We start from the raw sequence: 21,459 nt of genomic DNA, 5'->3' as shown, positions 1-21,459 counted from the left end.
CGGTGACGCCGTTGACGATCTTCACCCAGGTCGTCCCGATCGTGCTGGTCGTCCTGCTGTCGATGATCGTCAACCGCATCGCGACCATCGCCCTGACCCTGACCGGCATGTCGCGCCAGTCCGCGCGGTTCCAGGCCCGGTCCGCCCTGACCGGCGCCGGCTTCACCACCTCCGAGTCGGAGTCGGTGGTCAACCACCCGGTGCGACGCCGGATCGTGATGACGCTGATGCTGGTTGGCTCGGCCGGGATCGTGACCGTCATCGGCACCCTCGCCGCCACGACCTCCCGATCGGTCGCCGCCAGTCGCGCCGGCGCGCCCGGCCTGCCCCTGTGGGCCACCTACCTCCTGATGATCGCCGGCATCGGGGCCGTCCTGCTGCTGCTGCGGTTCCCGCCCATCGACCGGGCGCTGTCCCGCGCGATCCGGCGGAGCCTGCGGCGCTACACCGACCTGGAGGTCCGCGACTACGAGGCCCTGCTCGAGATCCACGGGGGCTACAGCATCTCCGAACTGCTCGTGCGCCCCAACGACTGGCTGGCCGACAAGACCCTGGCCGAGCTGCGTCCCAACGACGAGGGGATCCTGGTGCTGGGCGTGCAGCGTGACAAGACCTACCTGGGGGCCCCGACCGGCCGGCTGCGGGTCCGGGCCGGCGACACCCTGCTGGTGTACGGGCCGCAGGACCGGATCGTCGACCTCGACGAGCGCCCCTCGGGGCCGACCGGTGACGCGATGCGCAGCGAGGCGATCGAGGACGAGGCGGACCGGCGGCGCCGCGACCAGGTCATGGCCGACGACCACGATCCCGACCATGCGCGGCCGGCTCGCGACCCCCTCGAGGAGGGCCTGTAGGCCGAAGGCCGGTGGCGGTGCCGACGTGGTCGCGCTCTCAGTCGGTGATCTGGTCCCGCCAACCGCCCAGCCAGTCGGCGGCGTCCCGGTACGCGCGATCGTCCCGGGCGATGCGCTCGGCCTCGTCGGTCCGGCGTGCGCCCGAGCGGCGGTAGGACCCGAGCAGCTTGATCTCGCGCTGGGTGCGTCGCACGGCGGCCAGGGCGTCCCCGACCCGCTCGTCGGCGAGGTGGCCCTCGACGTCGAGGAAGAAGCAGTAGTCGCCCAGCTCGGCCTTGGTCGGACGGGACTCCAGGCGGGTCAGGTTCAGGTCCCGCTCGGCGAAGATCTCGAGCAGCCCGAGCAGGGCACCCGGGCGGTTCTCGTCGATGAACACCACCATCGAGGTCTTGTCCCAGCCGGTCGGCGCGGGGACCCGGTGGCCGACCACGACGAAGCGCGTGGTGTTGGAGGTCGAGTCGGAGATGTTGCGGGCCAGCAGCTCGAGCCCGTAGCGCTCGACGGCCAGCGGGTTGAGGATGGCGGCGACCGCCCCGCCACCGACGTCACCGGCGACGTCACCCGCCGCGACCTGCTGGGCGGCCCGTGCGGTCGAAGCGGCCGGGAGTCGCACGGCCCCGGGGAGGTTGACCCCCAGCCAGCGCTGCGACGACGCCAGGGCGACCGGGTGCGACAGGACGGCGGTCACGTCGTCGAGCGCGACGTCGGCCGGCGCGGCCAGCACCAGCGCGATCGGCAGCTCGAGCTCGGCCTCGATCAGCAGCTCGGTGTCGAAGGCCAGCGCGTCCACGGTCGCCCGCACCGACCCCTCGAGGGTGTTCTCGATCGGGACGACACCGCGCTCGGCCTCGCCCGACTCCACGGCACGCAGCACCTGCGAGATGTCCGGGCACGCCAACAGGTCCGCTCCCCCGGTGACCAGTCGTGCGGCGGTCTCGGTGAAGGTCCCGGCGGGGCCGAGGTAGGCGAGGGTCACGGCGACTGGATCCAGGTGTCGACGACAGGAGGGACGACGTCGCGGGAGGTCAGGAGGCCTTGGAGCCGCGACGGGTGCGCTCGACCTCGACGATCGCCTCGGCGCGTTCGCCGGCGATCGCACGCTCGATCGCGATGCGCTCCTCGGGGGTCAGCTCGTACTCGCAGCGACCACCCTCGATCGGCTTGGCGTAGAAGCGGCTGTCGGAACGACCCGCGATCGCGGACAGGACCACGCCGTCCCCACGCTCGTCGAGCTGGGCGAGCGAGAACGACATCGCGCCGGCGAGGTCGGCGAAGGCGTCGTAGCGCACGAGCCCGATCCGACTCAGCGAGTCCTTGGCCATGCGACGCAGCAGGGTGGTGTTGTCGTGCACCACCAGCAGGTCGGTGCGCAGCTCGCGGAGCTGGTCGGCGTGCTGCTGGACGGTGGAGACCAGCCCGGCGCCGTCGCCCTCGGCGGCCGCGACGTAGCGGTCGACCCGGCGCACACGGCGAGCCGACCACCAGGCGACCCCGATGGCCACGGCAGCCAGGACGACCGCCACGACGGCGACGACCAGTTCCGTCGACAGTTCCATTGGGACTCCCGCCTGCTCAACCCCGTGGGAGCCTACCCGCAGCACCGGCGCGTTCCGACCATGCGCCGTCGCCACGCCGGGCGACGTCGTGCCGAGGCGCACCACCCCGGTGGGACCTATCGTCGCAGGTCCCGCCGCGACCGTCCGCGGGCCGCCCCGACACCAGGACCACGTGATGACCACCGCCGACACCGAGCCCCTGCTGTTCGTGTGCACCCACCACGTCGACGAGCCGGAACGCGCCACCGTGCCCTTCATCGCCGCCGCCACGGCGTCGGTCTCCGGTCATCGCGCGATCGTGGTCTGCACGATCGACGGGGTCCACAACGGCACGGCCGCGCACGCCGACGTCCAGGCCGAGGGAACCCCGGCCCTGGCCGACCTGGTGACGACCTTGGTGGACAACGGCGGCGAGATCTGGCTGTGCTCGGCCTGCACCACGGTGCGTGGCATCACCGGTGACGACGTCATCGAAGGCGCGTCGATCGTGGGCGCGGCCACGATCGTGGAGGCACTGGCCACGGGCCGGGCGATCTCGCTGGGCTGACCGGGCTGGGCCGAACGGCGATCAGTCGGGCTGCCGCCAGATGGTCTCGAGCCGGCGACCGGGCTCGTAGAAGACCGCCTCGGTCCCCCCGCGCACGTCGAAGTTGCCCGTGATCGGCCAGGTGCCGAGGTCGGCGATGTGGGTCCTCCGGGAGACGATGCCGGTCCCGTCGCTGCGCCCGTACCAGGTCCATTCCGGGCCGGTCGGGCTGTACCAGATCACGTCGTCGCGACCGTTGTCGTCGAAGTCGCCGACCATCGGCAGGTAGGTGCCGGACACGGTCTCGCCGGAGGTCCGGAAGGTGCCGTCGCCGTTGGAGGACCAGCGGTGGTCGCCGCGCGATCCGGCGCCGTACCACAGCACGTCGTCACCGGTGCGGGCGTCGAAGTTCCCGACGAGCGGGACGTAGGTGCCGTTGACCTGCCTGGTCCGCCGGCTGGCGAAGCCGTCGTCGCGCCCGAGCCACACGCTGTCGGTGCCAGGGCCCGGGGCGTACCACAGGACGTCGTCGCGACCGTCGGCGTCGAAGTCCCCGACGCCTGGTCGGTAGGAGGACCCGACCACGTTCGTGCGTTCCGACCGGAAGCCGCTGTCGCGGCCGTACCAGACGTAGTCGCGGTCGCTGCCCGGGCCGTACCAGAACACGTCGTCGTGCCCGTCGCCGTCGAAGTCGCCGACGAAGGGTCGGTAGGTCCCGACCACGTCCAGGCCCCCACCGACGAAGGTGCCGTCGCCGCGCGAGGTCCACGTGGCATCCGACGCCGACCCGGGTCCGTACCACAGCACGTCGTCGTCGCCGTCACCGTCGAAGTCGCCCGGCAGCGGCACGTACTCGCCCCCGACGTTCGTCGTGGCGGGGACCATCCCGTCCGGGGGAACGGTCGAGTCGTCCCGCACCGCGTCGACGTAGGACGTCTTCGGCCGCGCCGACGCGTACCGACCGTCGAACAGGCGCGCCATGACCGGGTCACCCGGACAGGTCGTGGTGTTCTGGACCTGGTGGGCCGAGAGCACCGGCAGCGTCACGGCCGTGCCGGTCGGCCATCGCGCCGAGCCGCCGCCGGACACCTCCGGGGTCGAGCCGCCCGCGTCGACGACCCCCAGCGACAGCTTCCAGCCGATGACCTCCTCGATCCCGTCCACCATCGCGCCGGTCACCGGGTCGGGGTCGGAGCCTGCGAAGTTGCCGAGCGCCAGCACGCCGACCGAGCCGTCGTTGAACCCGCCGGCGTGGGACCCGTCGATCGGTCGGTCGATGCCACCGTGGCGACCCTCCCAGATCTTCCCGCACGGGTCGACGACGAAGTTGTAGCCGATGTCCCACCAGCCGTTCGCCTGGGTGTGGTAGACGTAGATGCTCCGGATCCAGTCGTCGGCGCGGGCACAGCCGTTGGCGATCTCGCCGGCGTTCCATCCGCCCGAGCCGGTGTGGTGCACCACGCTGAACCGCACGGCCCCGGTCGACGAGGTGTCGGTCCGTCCGTCACGCAGCGACTCGTCGGCGCCCCACTCCGCACGGGTGCGCACGAAGGGGGTCGCCTCCGCTTCACCGGGTCCACCGACGTCCGGCGTCCAGCCGACTCCCTCGTCCGCGGACTGCTCGACGAGCAGGACCTCGAGCCGGTCGAGGCGGTCACTGCGGAACTGCACGCGCTGGGCGCCGGCCACGAAGACCGGCGACGAGGCATCGGGGTTGGCCGATTCCGCCTCCTCCGACGACGGGTCCGGGCGGTGCTCGTCCTCCTTGACGACCGGCATCCACTTCGACCAGCGCCCGTCGCGGCGGACCCGCACGTCGACCAGCGCGTCCGAGGCCCACTCGGCACCCACGACCGTGGCGTCGTCGGCGTCCACCGGGGTCGACACGCGCCGTGCGTCACGGTCCGCCATCGGCGGTCGACCGTGCTCGTGACTGGCCTCGTCGTCCGAGGATGGCTGGTGCGTCGGGGGTTCGTCCGACGGGGATTCGCCCGGGTCGGTCGGCGGGTCGGCCGGCGGGTCGGTCGGCGGGTCGGCCGGCGGGTCGCTCGGTGGACCGAGGTCGACGGTGACGCGTCGCAGTGCCGCGGGTGGCGGGCCGGCATCCAGGCCGGGCGCCACGACGACGGGTGCGGCGAAGGCCATGACGGTCAGCACGACGAGCAGGGGGACGGAGGAACGAAGACGCATGGAAACTCTCGGGGCGGCGTGGCGGCGCGAACGGGGTCTGGGATCGTCGAAGCAACGCAGTGGGGGACTCTAGCAACGCCGTCCACACTGGTCACGCCCGCGGACCGGCCATGCGGCCACGGAGGGCGTGCCGGTCCACGACACGGTCCACGGTCCGGCCGATCGCCGTCCCGTCGGTCCCAGCGGCACGGCACCATGGAGGTGGTCCGGCGACGTCCGACCCGACGTCCGACCCGACGTCCGACCCGACGTGCGCCCGCCACCTCCATCCCCACCTCCGCCATCGAGGCAGCCGTGCCCGCGAGCCCGACCGCAAACATCGACGCCGACCCGGTCGACGTCCGTGCCGGGGCCCAGGACCTGCTCGAACGACTGGCCGGACCCGACGCACGCCTGCGTGACGACCAGGGCGAGGCCATCGAGGCGCTGGTCCGGGACCGGGCGCGGGTGCTGCTCGTGCAACGGACCGGCTGGGGGAAGTCCGCCGTCTACTGGATCGCGACCGCCCTGCGGCGCGCCCAGGGGGGCGGACCGACCCTGGTCGTGTCGCCACTGCTGGCACTCATGCGTGACCAGGTCGCCGCTGCCCGGCGGCTGGGACTGGCCGCCGAGACCATCAACTCGACCAACCTCGACGACTGGCAGGACATCCTCGCGCGGCTCGACGACGACGCGATCGACGTCCTGCTGATCTCGCCGGAGCGGCTGAACGCGGCGTCGTTCCGGGACCGCCTGCCCGCGCTGGCCGCCCGGCTCGGACTGCTGGTCGTGGACGAGGCGCACTGCATCTCGGACTGGGGTCACGACTTCCGGCCCGACTACCGCCGCATCGCCGACCTGCTCGGCGACCTGGCCGACGGCACGCCGGTGCTGGCCTGCACGGCCACGGCCAACGCCCGCGTCACCACCGACGTCGCGCGCCAGCTCGACCCCCAATCCGACCCAGGGGCAGACCCCGGCGACGGGGGCGCTTCGGGCGACCGCGATCTCGACGACACGGACGTGGTCACCCTGCGGGGCAGGCTGGGGCGGGACTCGCTGCAGCTGGCGGTCGTCCGGCTCGACCGGGGCGAGCAGCGACTGGCCTGGCTCGACGCCTTCGTCCGACGGCACCGACCCGTCCACGGTCGGGCAGGGATCGTCTACACCCTGACCGTCGCCGACAGCGAGCGGGTGGCGGCGTTCCTGGCCGGACGTGGGCTCGAGGCCGTCGCCTACAACTCCAACGTCGACCCCGACGGCCGCCGCACGATCGAGGACCGGTTGCTGGCCAACGACGTCGACGTGGTGGTGTCGACCTCGGCACTGGGGATGGGCTACGACAAGCCCGACCTGGCGTTCGTGGTCCACCTCGGCGCCCCGTCGTCACCGGTGTCGTGGTACCAGCAGGTCGGCCGCGCCGGTCGCGCCATCGAGACCGCCGAGGTCGTGCTGCTCCCGACCGGCAAGGACGAGGCGATCTGGCAGCATTTCGACGTCGCGGGGCTGCCGCGCGAGTCCGAGGTCCAGGCACTGCTCGACGCGCTCGACGGGGGGTCCCTGTCGGTCCCGAAGCTCGAGCGCGCCGTCAACGTGCGCCGGTCGCGGCTCCAGCTGCTGCTGAAGGTGCTCGACGTCGACGGCGCCGTGGAGAAGGTCGGATCGGCCTGGCAGCGGACCGGCGTGGACTGGCAGCTGGACGTCGGCCACTACCAGCGGCTGGCCGACCTCCGCCGGCGCGAGCACGCGATCATGCGCTCGTTCGTGGAGGGGGGCGGCGGGAGCGACGGGAGCGACGGGAGCGACGGGCGCGACGGGCGCGACGGGGGACGCTGCCTGATGCAGGCGCTGGGCGAGGTGCTTGACGACCCGGACGCACAGCCGTGCGGCCGCTGCCAGGGCTGCACCGGCTGGGAGCCCGACGTCGAGATCGACGAGCAGGTCGTCGCCGAGGCACGCGAGCACCTCCGCACCCGGGACGTCGTCGTCGGCCAGCGACGGATGTGGCCGTCCGGGCTCGACGAGGTGAAGGGTCGGATCGACGCCGGCCGTGGCGCACTGCAGGGCCGCGCGCTGGCCGGTGGTGACGGCTCCGGCTGGGACGACGTCGTCGACCGCCTGCTGGCGTCGTCGGAGGCCGGCGACCTGGACGCGACCGCGCTGGACGAGGTCGTCGAGGGGCTCACCCGGGTCCTGGCCCGGTGGTCGTGGTCACGTCGGCCGGTGGCCTTCGTCCCGGTCCCCTCCGGACGCCACGGCGAGCTTGCGGCCGAGGTCGCCCGCCGGATGGGCGAGCTCGGACGTCTCCCGGTCGTCGCCGCGCTCGTCGACACGGACGCCCCGCCCCAGCGCACCATGGCGAACTCGCCACACAAGGCCGCCAACGCGTTGCGCGGACTGGCGCTGGACCCCGCTGCCGCCGCCGACGTCCCCGACGGCCCGGTGGTGCTGGTCGACGCGATCACCGACTCGGGCTGGACCCTGGTGGCGGCGGCGCACCGCCTGACCGAGGCCGGCGAGCGCGACGTCCTCCCGCTCGTCCTGTCGGCCGGGCCGTGAGCGTCCCCGACCCGACCGACCGGGACCGTCGCGTGCCCGCACCCGGACTGCGCGAGGTCGCCGAGACTCGCTGGGACGTCGATCGTGACCCGGTGGTCGCCTGGTCCGACGACGGCCGGGTGTTCTGGCTGCTCGATCCGGACGAGCCGGCCCACCGCGTGGAGCTGTTCCGGGCCGCGTCGTCGACGGTCGAGCCCGCCGTCGTCGGTGCTGCCCTGGCCGAGACGGTGGCGGCCTGTGACTTCCCCCCGACCGACGACCGCGCATCGCAGCCCCGGGTCCGGGCGGCACTGCGGGCCGCCGGCCTCCGCGATCTGGCGAACGGTCCGGACGGGAGCACGCCGTGAGTCCGAGTCGCTGGGAGGACGTCGCGGGCCAGGGCACCGGCCGGGACTATGCGGCCCGGTTCGACGCCATGGCCGCACAGGGTCGCGACCTCCACGGCGAGGCGGACTTCGTCTCCGACCTGGCCGTTCCCGGCAGCCGGATCCTGGATGCCGGGTGCGGGACCGGTCGGGTCGGCATCGAACTGGCCCGGCGGGGCTACGACGTGGTCGGCGTCGACCTCGACGCTTCGATGCTGGCCGTCGCGCGCGAGCGTGCACCGGCGGTCCCCTGGCTCGAGGCCGACCTGTCCACGCTCGATCCGCGGGACGTGGCCCCGGGCGCCGACGTCGTGGTCGCCGCCGGCAACGTGGTGCCCCTGCTGGCCGCCGGCACGGAGTCCCGGGCGATCGCCACCCTGGCGGCCTGCCTGGTCCCGGGTGGCGCCCTGGTCGTCGGCTTCGGCCTGGACGCCGACCACCTCCCCCTGGACGAGGCACCGGTGACGCTGGCCGACCACGACGCGTGGTGCACCGCCGCGGGACTGGTCGTCGAGGACCGCTTCGCGACGTGGGACCGCGACCCGTACACGGGTGGCGGCTACGCCGTCAGCGTCCACCGCCTGACCTGACGCGCACGACGGGCCCACTTCGCACGAGGATCGCACTGCTTCCACCGTGGATCGGGCAAATGGCGACCACGGTCCCCGGGCACCCCGGACCCCGGTCCCGTGCCACGCTGCGGAACGGCACCGCGACCATCGAGAGGCGCCGACGTGTGGCGCGTGGAAATCGTTGAAGCGACGACCACTCCGCGGCGTCGGAACGGCATGCGGAACGAGCCCTTTCCTCGGCCGCCACCTTCCACCTACCTTGACAGCAGTGCGGGGCATCTCCGATCTCGGTCTCGCGTGGTGGCGAACCCCCCCTCGTCGACCACGCATCGACCGCGGAGAGCCCCGCACACCTCTTGTCCCTCGTCGCCGGACCCATGGACGGGAGCGTGCAACGACAGGTGGTGGCCCTCGCGGTGCTGTCGGGACTCGTGGCCCTGCTCGTGATCGGCGCATGGCTCGGCCAGCGTCGACTGGTGTACTTCCCCTCCCAGGTCGTGCCGGCCGAGGCCCCGGCCGGCGTCACGCCGGTCGTCCTGGCGACCTCCGACGACCTGCGCCTGGCCGCATGGCACCTCGAGGGTCGTCCGGGCGTCGCCGATCGGCCCGCCACGGTCGTGGTCTTCCACGGCAACGGCGGCAACCGGACCGGGCGTCTGCCGCTGGCGCGGGCCCTGGCACGACGCGGCCACGACGTGCTGCTCGTCGACTACCGGGGCTACGGGGGCAATCCGGGCAGTCCGAGCAGCACGGGGCTGGCACGCGACGCCGACGCCGCCCGCGACTGGGTCGATCGACACGCCGCCTCGACGACCGTGGCCTACCTGGGCGAGAGCCTCGGGGCCGGCGTCGCCGTCGAACTGGCGACCCGACGGCCGCCGGACGTACTGGTGCTGCGCTCCCCCTTCACCTCGCTGGCCGACGTGGCCCGGGTCCACTACCCGATCGTGCCGGCGGCCTTCCTGCGCGACCGCTGGCCCAACCTCGAGCGCGTCGCGGACCTGGACGTCCCGACGCTGGTCGTCGCCGGTGAGGCCGACACGATCGTCCCCGTCGAACAGTCCCGACGGGTCGAGCGGGCCGCGGCCGGTCCGTCAGACCTGGTCGTGGTCCCCGGCGCCGACCACAACGACCGCGCCCTGCTGGACGGCGGGGACCTGGTGACCGCCATCGACGACCTCCTCCACCGCCATCCGACGACCGGCGACGAGCACGCCGAGGAGTAGACGCCGACACGGCGGGGCCGGGGACCCCCGATGGGATCCCCGGCCCGGTGTGCCGATCGGGTCAGTCCTCGAACGTGCCCTCGGGTCCGGCCGGCTCCGGGATGGTGAAGCCACCCGGGACGGTGCTGCCGGGGACACCGTTGACGTCCTCGGTCGAGTAGGCGTACGTCATGACCGCGAAGGCGATCGCGTCGGTGTTGACGTCCAGGGCGTGCAGGCTGACGTTGTCGAAGGTGTCACACTCCGCGTGGTAGCACGGGTCGAACTGGTCGCCCGCCGTGCCACCCCAGATGGCCTCCTGCTCCGGGGTCTTGATGACCTCGGCGCCGGTGAACAGGCCACTGGACGGGATGCCGTTGTTGATGAACGCCTGGTAGTCGCTGCGACCACTGAAGGCCGAGTCGTCGTAGGGCTCACCCGCGTAGGTGTAGTACGACTCGAAGATCGCCTCGATCTCCTCGGACCCCGGCGGCACGACGACCGGCGCGGTGAAGGTGGACTCGTCGGCGTCGTACACCTGGAACACGTAGTTGGGCGAGCCCACCATGTCGAAGTTCAGGTACAGCGCGATGCGGTCGAGCTCGGCGTCGGACAGGCCGTTGACGTACTGGGTCGAGCCGACCAGGCCGATCTCCTCGGCCCCCCACCAGGCGAAGCGCACGGTGTTCTGCGGTCGCAGCTTGGCCAGCTGCTCACCGACCTCGAGCAGCGCGGCCGAGCCACTGCCGTTGTCGTTGATGCCCGGGCCAGCCGGCACCGAGTCGAGGTGCGCCCCGGCCATCACGACGTTGTCGTCGTTGGCCCCGGCCAGCTCGGCGATCACGTTGAGCGACTCGATCTCGACGTCCAGTTCGACCACCACGTGGGCAGTCGCACCGGAGGCGGCCAGCGACTGGAGTGCCGCGAAGGACGCCGTCGTGACCGGGATGTCGACGACGTCGGCGCCGCCCAGCGTCACGTTGGCGTACGGGCCGACCCGTCCGTCGGTGCCCTGGTTGCCGATGATCACGGCCTCGGCGCCCGCGGCCTCGGCGTTGATCGCCTTGAACGAGAAGTTGCAGGCCCCCCGCTGGAGCAGCACGACGTCGTTCGGGCCGTCGAGGTCCACGCCGTCGAAGTCGTCGGCCGTGCAGCCACTCGAACTGGCCGCCGGGTCGTCGATCGACAGGTCGACGGCCGTGACGGGTCCGGTCACGTCGCCCTCTCCGCCGCCCGTGAAGGTGGCGGTCTGGAAGACGGCCTCGACCGGAGTGAGCTGGTCGGTCACCACGCGGTCGCCGATGTAGGTGAACGGCACGGCCTCGGCGTCCCACCCGGCAGCGTCCATGGTCTCGACCACGTAGTCCACGCTGTCGGTGTAGCCGGTCGTCCCCTCGGACCGGTTGCCGTTGTTGGCATCGGCGATGGCCTGCAGTGCGGCCTGGTGCTCACGCACGCCGTCGACGCGGACACACTCCAGCAGCTTCTGGTAGGTGTTGTTGGTCCGCGCGTCACAGCCTGCGCCTGCCGGTGCGGCCACCGCCGTCACCGACGTCAGCATCGCCAGCAGTGCGACCGCGACGATCGTCGCGCCTCGTCGTCTCAGTTCCGTACTCATGGAGGGTCCCCTTCGCCCCACGCGAGGTCGCCAGTCGACCCCCCGGGCCCCGAACCCTAGACGGGCGTCGTGACCCGAGATAGCAGATTCTTGCGAACGAGCGCCCCTGCCACATGCCTGCACGAGCGTCGTGGGTAGGTTCGTGCCGAGATGGAGCGGGTCGAGGACCCGCGGAGTCCACCGATCGAGGTTCACCGAGAAGGACACGGCATGGACGAGGCTCCACGCGTGCGGCCGGCCACGGACGACGATCGCGTGGCGGTGCGGTCGCTGACCGCGGACGCGTTCGGCGTGGACCCGCTGATCCGGTGGTTCTTCCCCGACCCCGACACCTTCGAGGCGATGGCGCGCTCGTTCTTCGGCACGCTCCTCGACCTGCGACTGCGCGCCGGGGTCGTGGAGGTCGAGGTCGACCAGCGGGGCGCGGCGCAGTGGGAGCGGCCGGGTGGCCTCGGCTTGTCCGACCAGGAGCAGGACGACGCCTGGGCGGGCCACGTCGGCCGGCGCGGCGCCGTGACCCGGGCGCGGTTCGACCTCCTCGAGGACCTGTTCGGCCCGCACGTCCCGGACGAGCCGCACTGGTACCTGGGGGTGTTGGCCGTCGACCCGTCCCACCACCGGCGCGGCATCGGCAGCAGCCTGCTGCGCGTCGGCCTGGAGCGAGCGCGTGCAGACGGCCTGGCCGCCTTCCTCGAGACCGCCACCGCCGACAACGTCGGGCTGTACGAGCGTCACGGCTTCGTCGTCACCGGCGAGGTCGACCTCCCCGACGACGGACCGCACGTGTGGTTCATGACCGCCCGGCTGGACTGACGAGCCCGCCTGATCACCGGGATCGGCTGACCCGCCCCACGTCGGTTGTCGGATCCACCCCCGCCAGCGGGCACGCACTCCCCAACCGACGTGTGGGAGGCAGCCGTCGCCGGGGGTGCCGGCGGTGGGTCAGCGCAGGGGCATGTCGGTGGGGGTGACGGGGCGGGGCAGGACCGAGTTGCCCATCAGGGACTCGTCGACGGCGGCGGCGCAGGCACGACCCTCGGCGATCGCCCACACGATCAGCGACTGGCCACGACCCATGTCGCCGCAGACCCAGACGTCGTCGACGCTGGTGGCCCAGTCGTCGTCGCGGACGACGTTGGTGCGCTCGGTCAGCTCGACGCCCAGCTGGTCGAGCATGCCGTCCGTCTCCGGGCCCAGGAAGCCCATGGCCAGCAGGACCAGGTCGGCCTCCAGCTCGAAGTCGGTGCCCTCGATCCGCTGGAAGCGCCCGTCGAGGAACTCGACCTCGTGGCCCTTCAGGACGCGGACCCGTCCGTCGTCGTCACCCAGGAACTCCTCGGTGTTGACGCTGTAGACCCGTTCGCCACCCTCCTCGTGGGCGGACGTGACCTTGTAGGTCATCGGGTAGGTGGGCCACGGGTTCGACGACTGCCGCTCGTCGGGCGGCCGCGGCATGATCTCGAACTGGTGGACCGAACGCGCCCCCTGGCGGTGGGCGGTGCCGAGGCAGTCCGCCCCGGTGTCGCCACCGCCGATGATCACGACGTCGCGTCCCTCGGCGCTGATCGGGACCTCGTCCAGGTCGCCCGCGGCGTAGCGGTTGCCCCACGGGAGGAACTCCATCGCCTGGTGGATCCCGTCCAGGTCGCGACCCGGGATCGGCAGGTCACGCCAGTTGGTGGCGCCGCCGGCCAGCACGACCGCGTCGAACTCGTCCTGCAGCTGGGCCGCGGGCACGTCGACGCCGACCTCGACACCGGTGACGAACGTGGTGCCCTCGGCCTCCATCTGCTCGAGCCGGCGGTCCAGGTGGCGCTTCTCCATCTTGAACTCGGGGATGCCGTAGCGCAGCAGGCCACCGATCCGGTCGGCGCGCTCGTAGACCGTGACGGCGTGGCCGGCCCGGGTCAGCTGCTGGGCGGCTGCGAGCCCGGCGGGTCCGGACCCCACCACCGCGACCGACTTGCCGGTCAGGGTCTCGGGCGGCAGCGGAACGACCCAGCCCTCCTCGAAGGCGCGGTCGATGATCTCGACCTCGACCTGCTTGATGGTGACCGGCGGCTGGTTGATCCCCAGCACGCAGGAACCCTCGCAGGGTGCGGGGCAGAGCCGCCCGGTGAACTCCGGGAAGTTGTTGGTGGCATGCAGCCGCTCGATCGCGGCCTGCCACTGGTCCCGGAACACCAGGTCGTTCCAGTCCGGGATGAGGTTGCCGAGTGGGCACCCGTCGTTGCAGAACGGGATGCCGCAGTCCATGCAGCGGCTGGCCTGGGCCTGCAGGTCCACGATCGGCAGGGGTTCGTAGACCTCCTGCCAGTCCTGGACCCGGTCGGGGACCGGACGTCGCTGTGGCAGCACCCGTTCCCGGTGCTTGAGGAATCCCTGGACGTCACCCATCAGTTGCCTCCCGTCACGTGCAGCCCGACCACGTCGCGGCCCGTCACTTGCCACCCCGCGCCGAGGCCATGATGGCCTCCTCGACGTCGCGACCTTCCTCCTCGGCCTCGCGGGCCGCCTCCAGGACACGCTTGTAGTCGGTCGGCATGACCTTGCGGAAGTGACGCTTCACCGCGTGCCAGCGAGCCAGCAGGCTGGTGGCCAGTGGCGAGCCGGTCTCGTCGGCATGGGTGGCCACGACCTCGCGCAGCCACGCGAGGTCCTCGGGCTCCGGGGCCTCGAGGTTGACCATCTCCTGGTTGACCTCGCGGAACAGCACGCCCCGCGGGTCGTAGACGTAGGCGATGCCACCGGACATGCCGGCCCCGACGTTGCGACCGGTCGGGCCCAGGATCACCGCCCGGCCACCGGTCATGTACTCGCAGGCGTGGTCCCCGACGCCCTCGGCGACCACGGTGGCGCCGGAGTTGCGCACGCAGAAGCGCTCGCCGACCTCGCCACGGAGGTAGATCTCGCCACCGGTCGCGCCGTAGGCGATCACGTTGCCGGCGATGATCGACTCCTCGGCCTTGAAGTCCGGGTGCAGCTCGCGTGCGGGCCGGATCACCAGGCGTCCACCCGACAGGCCCTTGCCGATGTAGTCGTTGGCGTCGCCCTCCAGCCGCAGCGTGATCCCCTTGGGCAGGAACGCCCCGAAGCTCTGCCCGGCGGAGCCGGTGAAGGTCACGTCGATGGTGTCGTCGGGCAGGCCGAGCCCGCGCGTGGCGGTCGTGACGTGGTGTCCGAGCAGGGTGCCGACCGTGCGGTTGCGGTTGGCGATCGGCAGCTCCATCGTCACCCGGGCCCCGTGCTCGATGGCCGGCGCGGCCCGTCGGACCAGCTCCTGGTCCAGCGCGCGGTCCAGCCCGTGGTCCTGCTCCTTGCTGCAGAAGCGGTCCTGCTCCCACGGGGAGGTCGGCACGCTCAGGATCGGTGCGAGGTCGAGCCCGTCGGCCTTCCAGTGGTCGATCGCGGCCGTGGCGTCCAGCGACTCGACGTGGCCGATGGCCTCCTGGAGCGTGCGGAAGCCCAGCCGGGCCATCAGCTCGCGGACCTCCTCGGCGATGTAGGTCATGAAGTTGACGACGTACTCGGCCTTGCCGTTGAAGCGCTGGCGCAGCTCGGGGTTCTGGGTGGCCACGCCCACCGGGCAGGTGTCGAGGTGGCACACGCGCATCATGATGCAGCCCGACACGACCAGCGGCGCGGTCGCGAACCCGAACTCCTCGGCGCCCAGCAGGGCGGCGATCATCACGTCCCGACCGGTCTTGAGCTGGCCGTCGACCTGGACCACGATGCGGTCACGCAGGCCGTTGCGCAGCAGCGTCTGCTGGGTCTCGGCCAGGCCGAGCTCCCACGGACCACCGGCGTGCTTGATCGAGTTCAGGGGCGACGCGCCGGTCCCGCCGTCGTGGCCCGAGATCAGCACGACGTCGGACTTGGCCTTGGAGACCCCGGCGGCCACCGTGCCGACGCCTCGCTGGGCGACCAGCTTGACGTGCACGCGGGCGTTCGGGTTGGCGTTCTTGAGGTCGTGGATCAGCTGCTTGATGTCCTCGATCGAGTAGATGTCGTGGTGCGGCGGTGGCGAGATCAGGCCCACGCCCGGGGTCGAGTGGCGGGTCTGCGCGATCCACGGCCAGACCTTCTTGCCCGGCAGCTGGCCACCCTCGCCGGGCTTGGCGCCCTGGGCCATCTTGATCTGCAGGTCGTCGGCGTTGACCAGGTACTCGCTGGTCACGCCGAACCGGCCCGAGGCCACCTGCTTGATGGCCGAGCGACGCAGGTCACCGTTGTCGTCGGGGGTGAACCGGCGGCTGTCCTCGCCGCCCTCGCCGGTGTTGGACTTGGCCCCCAGCCGGTTCATGGCGATGGCCAGGGTCTCGTGCGCCTCGGCCGAGATCGAGCCGTAGCTCATGGCGCCGGTCGAGAACCGCTTCACGATCTCGCTGACCGGCTCGACCTCGTCGATCGGGATCGGCTCGCGCTCGCCCTCCTTGAAGTCCAGCAGTCCTCGCAGGGTCGCCAACCGCTCGGACTGGTCGTCGACCAGCGACGTGTACTCCTTGAAGACGTCGTAGCGACCCTGCCGGGTGGCGTGCTGGAGCTTGAACACGGTCTGGGGGTTGAACAGGTGGTACTCCCCCTCGCGGCGCCACTGGTACTCGCCCCCGACCCACAGGTCGCGATGGGCGACCTCGGTCGGGCGCTCCAGGTGGGCGAAGGCGTGGCGCTGCGCCACCTCGGCCGCGATCTCGTCCAGGCCGATGCCCTCGATCTGGGTCGTGGTGCCGGTGAAGTGGGCGTCGACGAGGTCACGCGACAGACCGACCGCCTCGAAGATCTGCGCGCCGGTGTAGGACGCCACGGTCGAGATCCCCATCTTGGACATGATCTTGAGCACGCCCTTGGTGCAGCCCTTCACGTAGTTGTGGTTGGCCTCCTCGGGGGTGAGGTCGGCCAGCACGCCCTGCTCGACCAGGACGTGGAAGGTCTCGAACGCGAGGTAGGGGTTGATCGCGGCAGCGCCGTAGCCCAGCAGGGCCGCCATGTGGTGCACTTCGCGGGCCTCGCCGGTCTCGATGACCAGCCCGACCTTGGTCCGCTGCTGGGTCCGGATCAGGTGCTGGTGCACCGCAGAGGTCAGCAGCAGCGACGGGATCGGGGCGAGCTCGGCGTTGGAGTACCGGTCCGACAGCACGATGATCTTGGCGCCCTCGTCGATCGCGGCCGACACCCGCTCGAAGATGTCCTCCAGGGCCCGGGCCATGCCGTCGCCGCCCTCGTCGACCGGGTAGAGCCCGTCCACGGCGAACGAGTCGAACTCCGGGTACTCGCCGTCCTCGTTCATGTAGAGGATCTTGGCGAGCTCCTGGTTGGTCAGGATCGGCCGTGGCAGCACGATCTGGCGACAGTGCTCGGGGCCCGCGGCCAGCAGGTTGCTCTCCGGGCCGATGGTCCCGGCCATGGACGTGACCAGCTCCTCGCGGATGGCGTCCAGCGGGGGGTTGGTGACCTGGGCGAACAACTGCTTGACGTAGTCGAACAGCAGTCGCGGGCGGTCCGACAGCACCGCCACCGGGGTGTCGGTGCCCATCGAGCCGATCGGCTCGGCGCCGGTGCGCGCCATCGGCGCCAGCAGGACCTTGATCTCCTCGGTCGTGTAGCCGAAGGTGCGCTGGAAGCCGACCACCGAGGCGTGCTGGGGGGTCAGCAGCGTGCGCTCGGGCAGGTCCTCGAGGTGGAGCAGGCCGTCGGACAGCCACTGCCCGTAGGGCTCGGCCTCGGCCAGGTCGCGCTTGACCTCCTCGTCCTCGACGATGCGGCCCTGGGCGGTGTCGACCAGGAACATCCGGCCCGGCTGGAGCCGGCCCTTGCGCACCACCGTGGCCGGGTCCACGTCGACCACGCCCACCTCGGAGGCCATCACGACCATGCCGTCGTCGGTGACCCAGTAGCGCGACGGGCGCAGGCCGTTGCGGTCCAGGACCGCGCCGATCACGGTGCCGTCGGTGAACGCGATCGCGGCCGGACCGTCCCACGGCTCCATCATGCCGGCGTGGTACTCGTAGAAGTCACGCTTCCACGTCGGCATCGTCTGGTGGGCCTCCCACGCCTCCGGGATCATCATCAGCACGGCGTGGGGCAGCGACCGGCCACCCAGGTGCAGCAGTTCGAGCGCCTCGTCGAAGCTGGCGGTGTCGGAGGCGTCCGGCGTCATGATCGGGAAGGCCCGGTCGAGCGCGCCCGTGCCGAACAGGCTCGAGTCCAGCGAGCCCTCGCGGGCATGCATCCAGTTGCGGTTGCCCATCACGGTGTTGATCTCGCCGTTGTGGGCCAGCATCCGGTAGGGGTGGGCCAGGGGCCACGACGGGAAGGTGTTGGTGGAGAAGCGCGAGTGCACCAGCGCCATCGCGGAGGTCAGCCGGCGGTCCTGCAGGTCGAGGAAGAAGTCCCCGAGCTGCTCGGAGGTCAGCATGCCCTTGTAGACCAGCGTGCGGGTCGACAGCGACGGGAAGTAGACCCCCTGGGGACCGTCGGGGGTGTCGATGGACACCTCGTGCTCGATGCGCTTGCGCAGCACGAACGCTCGTCGCTCGAGGTCCATCCCGGACAGGCCGGGCCCGGTCACGACCAGGTGGCGGAACGCCGGCTCGATGTCGCGGGCCATCGACCCGATGGCCGAGTTGTCCACCGGGACGTCGCGCCACGCGACCGTGCGCAGGCCCTCCTCCTCGATGATCTCGTCGACGGCCTTGATGGCGTCGGGGACGTGCTCGCGTGGCAGGAACGCCAGGCCGACGGCGTAGGACCCGAACGGCGGGAGGTTGCCCCCGAACTCGTCGCGCAGGAAGTCGTCGGGCACCTGGACGAGGATCCCGGCGCCGTCGCCGACGTTGGCCTCGGCGCCGGTGGCGCCGCGGTGGTCGAGCGAGCACAGCGCCGACAGGCCACGCTGGACCATCTCGTGGGTGGCGCGACCGTGCATGTCGACGACGAAGGAGACCCCGCAGGCGTCGTGTTCGTTGCGTGGGTCGTACAGACCGTCCGCGACCGGACGACCGTCACCGGGCATGCGGGGCCGCGGACGACGACCCGGCGGGGCGGCCGGCGTCGCGGCGTGGCGCGACGGGCCGGTGCTGGGCGTGGTGCTGCGAGCAGCACTGGTCATGGGGCGTCCTTCGGTCGAGGGGCAGGTGCCGCGAGTGCGGAGGACCTGCAGATGGGACGCCGTTGGCCCGAGTGGCTGTCGAGTCTAGCGAAGCACCCGCTGGACCCCGAAATCGCGTCGTCGCGGTCGTCCAGGGTGCGCCCGGCCGCCGACCACTGCCGGGCCGACGACCCGGGGTCCTAGTCTCGGGCCAGACCCAGACGACGGCGAGACGACGGAGCGGGACCGATGGACATCACGACGACCGACGCGTGGATGGCCCTGCAGGCCCACCATGCGGCCGTGGCCGACCGGCACCTGCGCGACCTGTTCGCCGACGACCCCGACCGGGCCAGCCGCCTGGTCCACCGGGTCGGCGACCTGCACGTGGACCTGTCCAAGAACCGGGTCACGGACCAGACCCTCGACCTGCTGGTCGACGTCGCCGAGGAGGCCGGCCTGCCGGCCCGCATCGAGGCGATGTTCGACGGTGAGCACATCAACGTCACCGAGGACCGGGCGGTGCTCCACACCGCCCTGCGACTGCCCCGCGACGCCGAGCTGGAGGTCGACGGCCAGGACGTCGTCGCCGACGTGTACGAGGTCCGGGACCGGATGGCCGCGTTCGCCGACCGGGTCCGGTCGGGCGCGTGGACCGGCGCCACGGGCGAGCGGATCCGTGCGGTCGTCAACATCGGGATCGGCGGCTCCGACCTCGGCCCGGCCATGGCCACCGACGCGCTGGCGACCGCGGCCGACCCGGACCTGGACGTGCGCTTCGTCTCCAACGTCGACCCGACCGACGTCGCGGAGGCGCTGGCCGACCTCGACCCGGCCACGACCCTGTTCGTCGTCGCCTCCAAGACGTTCACGACGCTGGAGACCCTGACCAACGCGCACCGCGCCCGGGCCTGGCTGCTGGACGGGCTCGACGTCGGTGACGAGGCGGTCGCGGACCACTTCGTCGCCCTGTCGACAAACGCCGAGGGGGTGCGCGCCTTCGGCATCGACGAGTCCAACATGTTCGGCTTCTGGGACTGGGTCGGCGGTCGCTACTCGATGACCAGCGCGATCGGGCTGTCACTGATGCTCGCCATCGGCCCGCAGGCCTACGACGAGCTGCTGGAGGGCTTCCACGTCGTCGACGAGCATTTCCGGACCACGCCCCTGGCCGACAACGTCCCGGTCCTGCTGGGCCTGCTGGGGGTGTGGTACGTCAACCTCTTCGGGGCCCAGAGCCACGCCGTGCTCCCCTACAGCCAGTACCTGCACCGGTTCCCCGCCTACCTCCAGCAGTTGACCATGGAGTCCAACGGCAAGTCGGTCCAGCTGGACGGCACGCCCGTCCCCACCGCGACGGGCGAGATCTACTGGGGCGAGCCCGGCACCAACGGCCAGCACGCGTTCCACCAGCTGCTGCACCAGGGCACGGTGCTGGTGCCCGCCGACTTCATCGGCTTCGCCGAGCCCGACACCACCGACGCCGTCCCCGCCGACGACGTCGACCACATGCACGACCTGCTGATGGCGAACCTGTTCGCCCAGTCGTCGGCGCTCGCGTTCGGACGCACGGCCGACGAGCTCGCCGACCGGGGCGTGGAGGCCGAGCTGGTCCCGCACAAGGTCATGCCCGGCAATCGTCCCTCCACGACGATCCTCGCGCCACGGCTCACCCCGTCGACCCTCGGCCAGCTGATCGCGCTGTACGAGCACCAGGTGTTCACCCAGGGCGTGGTGTGGGGCATCGACTCGTTCGACCAGTGGGGGGTCCAGCTGGGCAAGGAGATGGCCAACGACCTGACCCCGCTGCTGGTCGAGGGCACCCCGCCCGAGGACGGCGTCGACCCGTCGACGGCCAGCCTGGTGGCCACCTACCGCGACCTGCGAGGGAGGGAGCCCACGGGCAGTTCGGCCGACTGAGGCGGGTCAGGAGGGCTCGTCGGTGGAGGCGGGCGCCCGGGTCGCGCGGTCGAGCAGGAACTCGCGGGGGCTGAGCGGGAAGGCGGCCATCGCGGCGGCGCGCTCACGGCCGACGTAGCGCAGGTGCCACGGCTCGGGCTTGTAGCAGGTGCGGGCCGTGGCCCCGTCGGGGTAGCTGACGACGAACCCGAACTCCACGGCGTGCACTGCCAGCCAGTGACCGGCCGGCGTCTCCGCCAGTCCCGCGTCCAGCTCCGGCAGGCCGGGGTCGACCACGTCGATGGTGGTGCCCAGCTGGTGCTCGGAGTGCCCGGGTGGCGCGGTCCCGGCCCGGGCGGCGTCGACGCCTCCCTCGCTGGCGACGGCCCGGTCCCACACCCGTGCCTGGTGGTCCTGGGAGCGGAACGCCGACACGACCACGAACCGGGCACCCGCCCGGGACGCGGCCTCGTGCATCGCCGCCAGGTCGTCGACCACCAGCTCGCGGACCCGCGGGGCCGGGCTGCCGTCGTAGCCGACGCCCTCGACCTCGACCAGGTCGTCCGGCGCCCACGCCTCGGGCAGACGACGCACCGGGTCCACGACCACGTCCTGCCAGCCGGTGGCCGGGTCGATCGCGACCGTCTCGACCTCGCCCTCGCAGGACAGGTCGACCCGCGGCCGGGGCGTGGGGGCGGGACTGGTCGAGTGGTCGACCGTGGGCGCGGGCGTGGCGGGCGTCGACGGCGCGGCAGCAGCCGACGGGGAGGACGACGCCGCGGGTGACGACTCGACCGTCGCGGCCGCGGTCGGCGCCGGGCTCGGGGCCGTCGTCGGCAGGCCGATCCCGGGACCCGGGTGGCGGTCGTCCCCGGCCGTCACGCGGGCCTCCGCAGGGGGTGTCAGGACGGCGCCGACGACCACGAGCCACGTGAGGACGACCAGCGCCAGCATGCGCGCGATCGGTCGGGCGGGGCGGGACACGGCGGGATCCAGGTGATGGGGAACGGACGACGTGGGACGGTCGTGGTGCGGGGTCGGGCGTGTGG

Annotated in this window: 15 protein-coding genes; 8 read left to right on the top strand and 7 right to left on the bottom strand. The window is 72.1% G+C overall.

Features of this window, described 5'->3' with window-relative positions:
• Positions 1 to 2: 2 nt before the first annotated feature.
• Positions 3 to 854: a TrkA C-terminal domain-containing protein gene (locus KR546_RS02865; RefSeq protein ID WP_238443198.1), complete on the top strand. Its 852-nt coding sequence runs from the start codon at positions 3 to 5 to the stop codon at positions 852 to 854.
• Positions 855 to 891: 37 nt separating this feature from the next.
• Here KR546_RS02865 and pheA read toward each other — a convergent pair whose 3' ends face one another.
• Positions 892 to 1,830 (bottom strand): prephenate dehydratase, encoded by a 939-nt coding sequence (gene pheA, locus KR546_RS02860; protein ID WP_238443197.1) that lies wholly within the window; start codon positions 1,828 to 1,830, stop codon positions 892 to 894.
• A 49-nt stretch (positions 1,831 to 1,879) separates the two neighbouring features.
• A complete protein-coding gene (locus KR546_RS02855; protein WP_238443196.1) occupies positions 1,880 to 2,410 on the bottom strand; it encodes a DUF4446 family protein in 531 nt (176 codons plus the stop codon).
• A 175-nt stretch (positions 2,411 to 2,585) separates the two neighbouring features.
• Between KR546_RS02855 and KR546_RS02850 the strand changes: the two genes are divergently transcribed.
• Positions 2,586 to 2,957, top strand: coding sequence for a DsrE family protein (locus tag KR546_RS02850; RefSeq protein WP_238443195.1), 372 nt, complete (start codon positions 2,586 to 2,588; stop codon positions 2,955 to 2,957).
• Positions 2,958 to 2,978: 21 nt separating this feature from the next.
• Here KR546_RS02850 and KR546_RS02845 read toward each other — a convergent pair whose 3' ends face one another.
• Positions 2,979 to 5,126 (bottom strand): FG-GAP-like repeat-containing protein, encoded by a 2,148-nt coding sequence (locus KR546_RS02845; RefSeq protein WP_238443194.1) that lies wholly within the window; start codon positions 5,124 to 5,126, stop codon positions 2,979 to 2,981.
• Positions 5,127 to 5,420: 294 nt separating this feature from the next.
• Here KR546_RS02845 and KR546_RS02840 point away from each other — a divergent pair, with 294 nt between their 5' ends.
• The 4 genes from KR546_RS02840 (at position 5,421) to KR546_RS02825 (ending at position 9,827) form a co-directional block, all read left to right on the top strand.
• Positions 5,421 to 7,664 (top strand): DEAD/DEAH box helicase, encoded by a 2,244-nt coding sequence (locus KR546_RS02840; protein ID WP_238443193.1) that lies wholly within the window; start codon positions 5,421 to 5,423, stop codon positions 7,662 to 7,664.
• Positions 7,665 to 7,696: 32 nt separating this feature from the next.
• Entirely contained in the window at positions 7,697 to 8,011 is a 315-nt protein-coding gene (locus tag KR546_RS02835) for a hypothetical protein (protein ID WP_238443192.1), read from the top strand.
• Positions 8,008 to 8,619, top strand: a complete 612-nt coding sequence (locus KR546_RS02830) for a class I SAM-dependent methyltransferase (RefSeq protein ID WP_238443191.1) — start codon at positions 8,008 to 8,010, stop codon at positions 8,617 to 8,619. The genes KR546_RS02835 and KR546_RS02830 overlap by 4 nt, the downstream gene beginning before the upstream one ends.
• A gap of 371 nt (positions 8,620 to 8,990) precedes the next feature.
• Positions 8,991 to 9,827, top strand: coding sequence for an alpha/beta hydrolase (locus tag KR546_RS02825; protein ID WP_338019077.1), 837 nt, complete (start codon positions 8,991 to 8,993; stop codon positions 9,825 to 9,827).
• A 61-nt stretch (positions 9,828 to 9,888) separates the two neighbouring features.
• On the opposite strand, the gene KR546_RS02820 is transcribed toward KR546_RS02825, so the two are convergent.
• Positions 9,889 to 11,424 (bottom strand): M20/M25/M40 family metallo-hydrolase, encoded by a 1,536-nt coding sequence (locus KR546_RS02820; protein ID WP_238443189.1) that lies wholly within the window; start codon positions 11,422 to 11,424, stop codon positions 9,889 to 9,891.
• A gap of 210 nt (positions 11,425 to 11,634) precedes the next feature.
• Here KR546_RS02820 and KR546_RS02815 point away from each other — a divergent pair, with 210 nt between their 5' ends.
• Positions 11,635 to 12,237 (top strand): GNAT family N-acetyltransferase, encoded by a 603-nt coding sequence (locus KR546_RS02815; RefSeq protein WP_238443188.1) that lies wholly within the window; start codon positions 11,635 to 11,637, stop codon positions 12,235 to 12,237.
• Positions 12,238 to 12,366: 129 nt separating this feature from the next.
• Here the strand turns inward: KR546_RS02815 and KR546_RS02810 are convergent, their stop codons facing one another.
• Both KR546_RS02810 and gltB read right to left on the bottom strand, forming a co-directional pair.
• A complete protein-coding gene (locus tag KR546_RS02810) occupies positions 12,367 to 13,821 on the bottom strand; it encodes a glutamate synthase subunit beta (protein ID WP_238443187.1) in 1,455 nt (484 codons plus the stop codon).
• A 43-nt stretch (positions 13,822 to 13,864) separates the two neighbouring features.
• Positions 13,865 to 18,436, bottom strand: coding sequence for a glutamate synthase large subunit (gltB, locus tag KR546_RS02805; RefSeq protein ID WP_238443365.1), 4,572 nt, complete (start codon positions 18,434 to 18,436; stop codon positions 13,865 to 13,867).
• A gap of 324 nt (positions 18,437 to 18,760) precedes the next feature.
• Between gltB and pgi the strand changes: the two genes are divergently transcribed.
• Complete coding sequence (gene pgi / locus KR546_RS02800; protein ID WP_238443186.1) at positions 18,761 to 20,431, top strand: glucose-6-phosphate isomerase; 1,671 nt, start codon at positions 18,761 to 18,763, stop codon at positions 20,429 to 20,431.
• A gap of 6 nt (positions 20,432 to 20,437) precedes the next feature.
• On the opposite strand, the gene KR546_RS02795 is transcribed toward pgi, so the two are convergent.
• Entirely contained in the window at positions 20,438 to 21,394 is a 957-nt protein-coding gene (locus tag KR546_RS02795) for a M15 family metallopeptidase (RefSeq protein ID WP_238443185.1), read from the bottom strand.
• Positions 21,395 to 21,459 lie beyond the last annotated feature (65 nt).

This window comes from Salsipaludibacter albus, assembly GCF_019798055.1.
Classification (GTDB): domain Bacteria; phylum Actinomycetota; class Nitriliruptoria; order Nitriliruptorales; family Nitriliruptoraceae; genus Salsipaludibacter; species Salsipaludibacter albus.
Note: the sequence above shows the minus strand (reverse complement) of the source record. Positions and strands in the feature narration are given on the sequence as shown.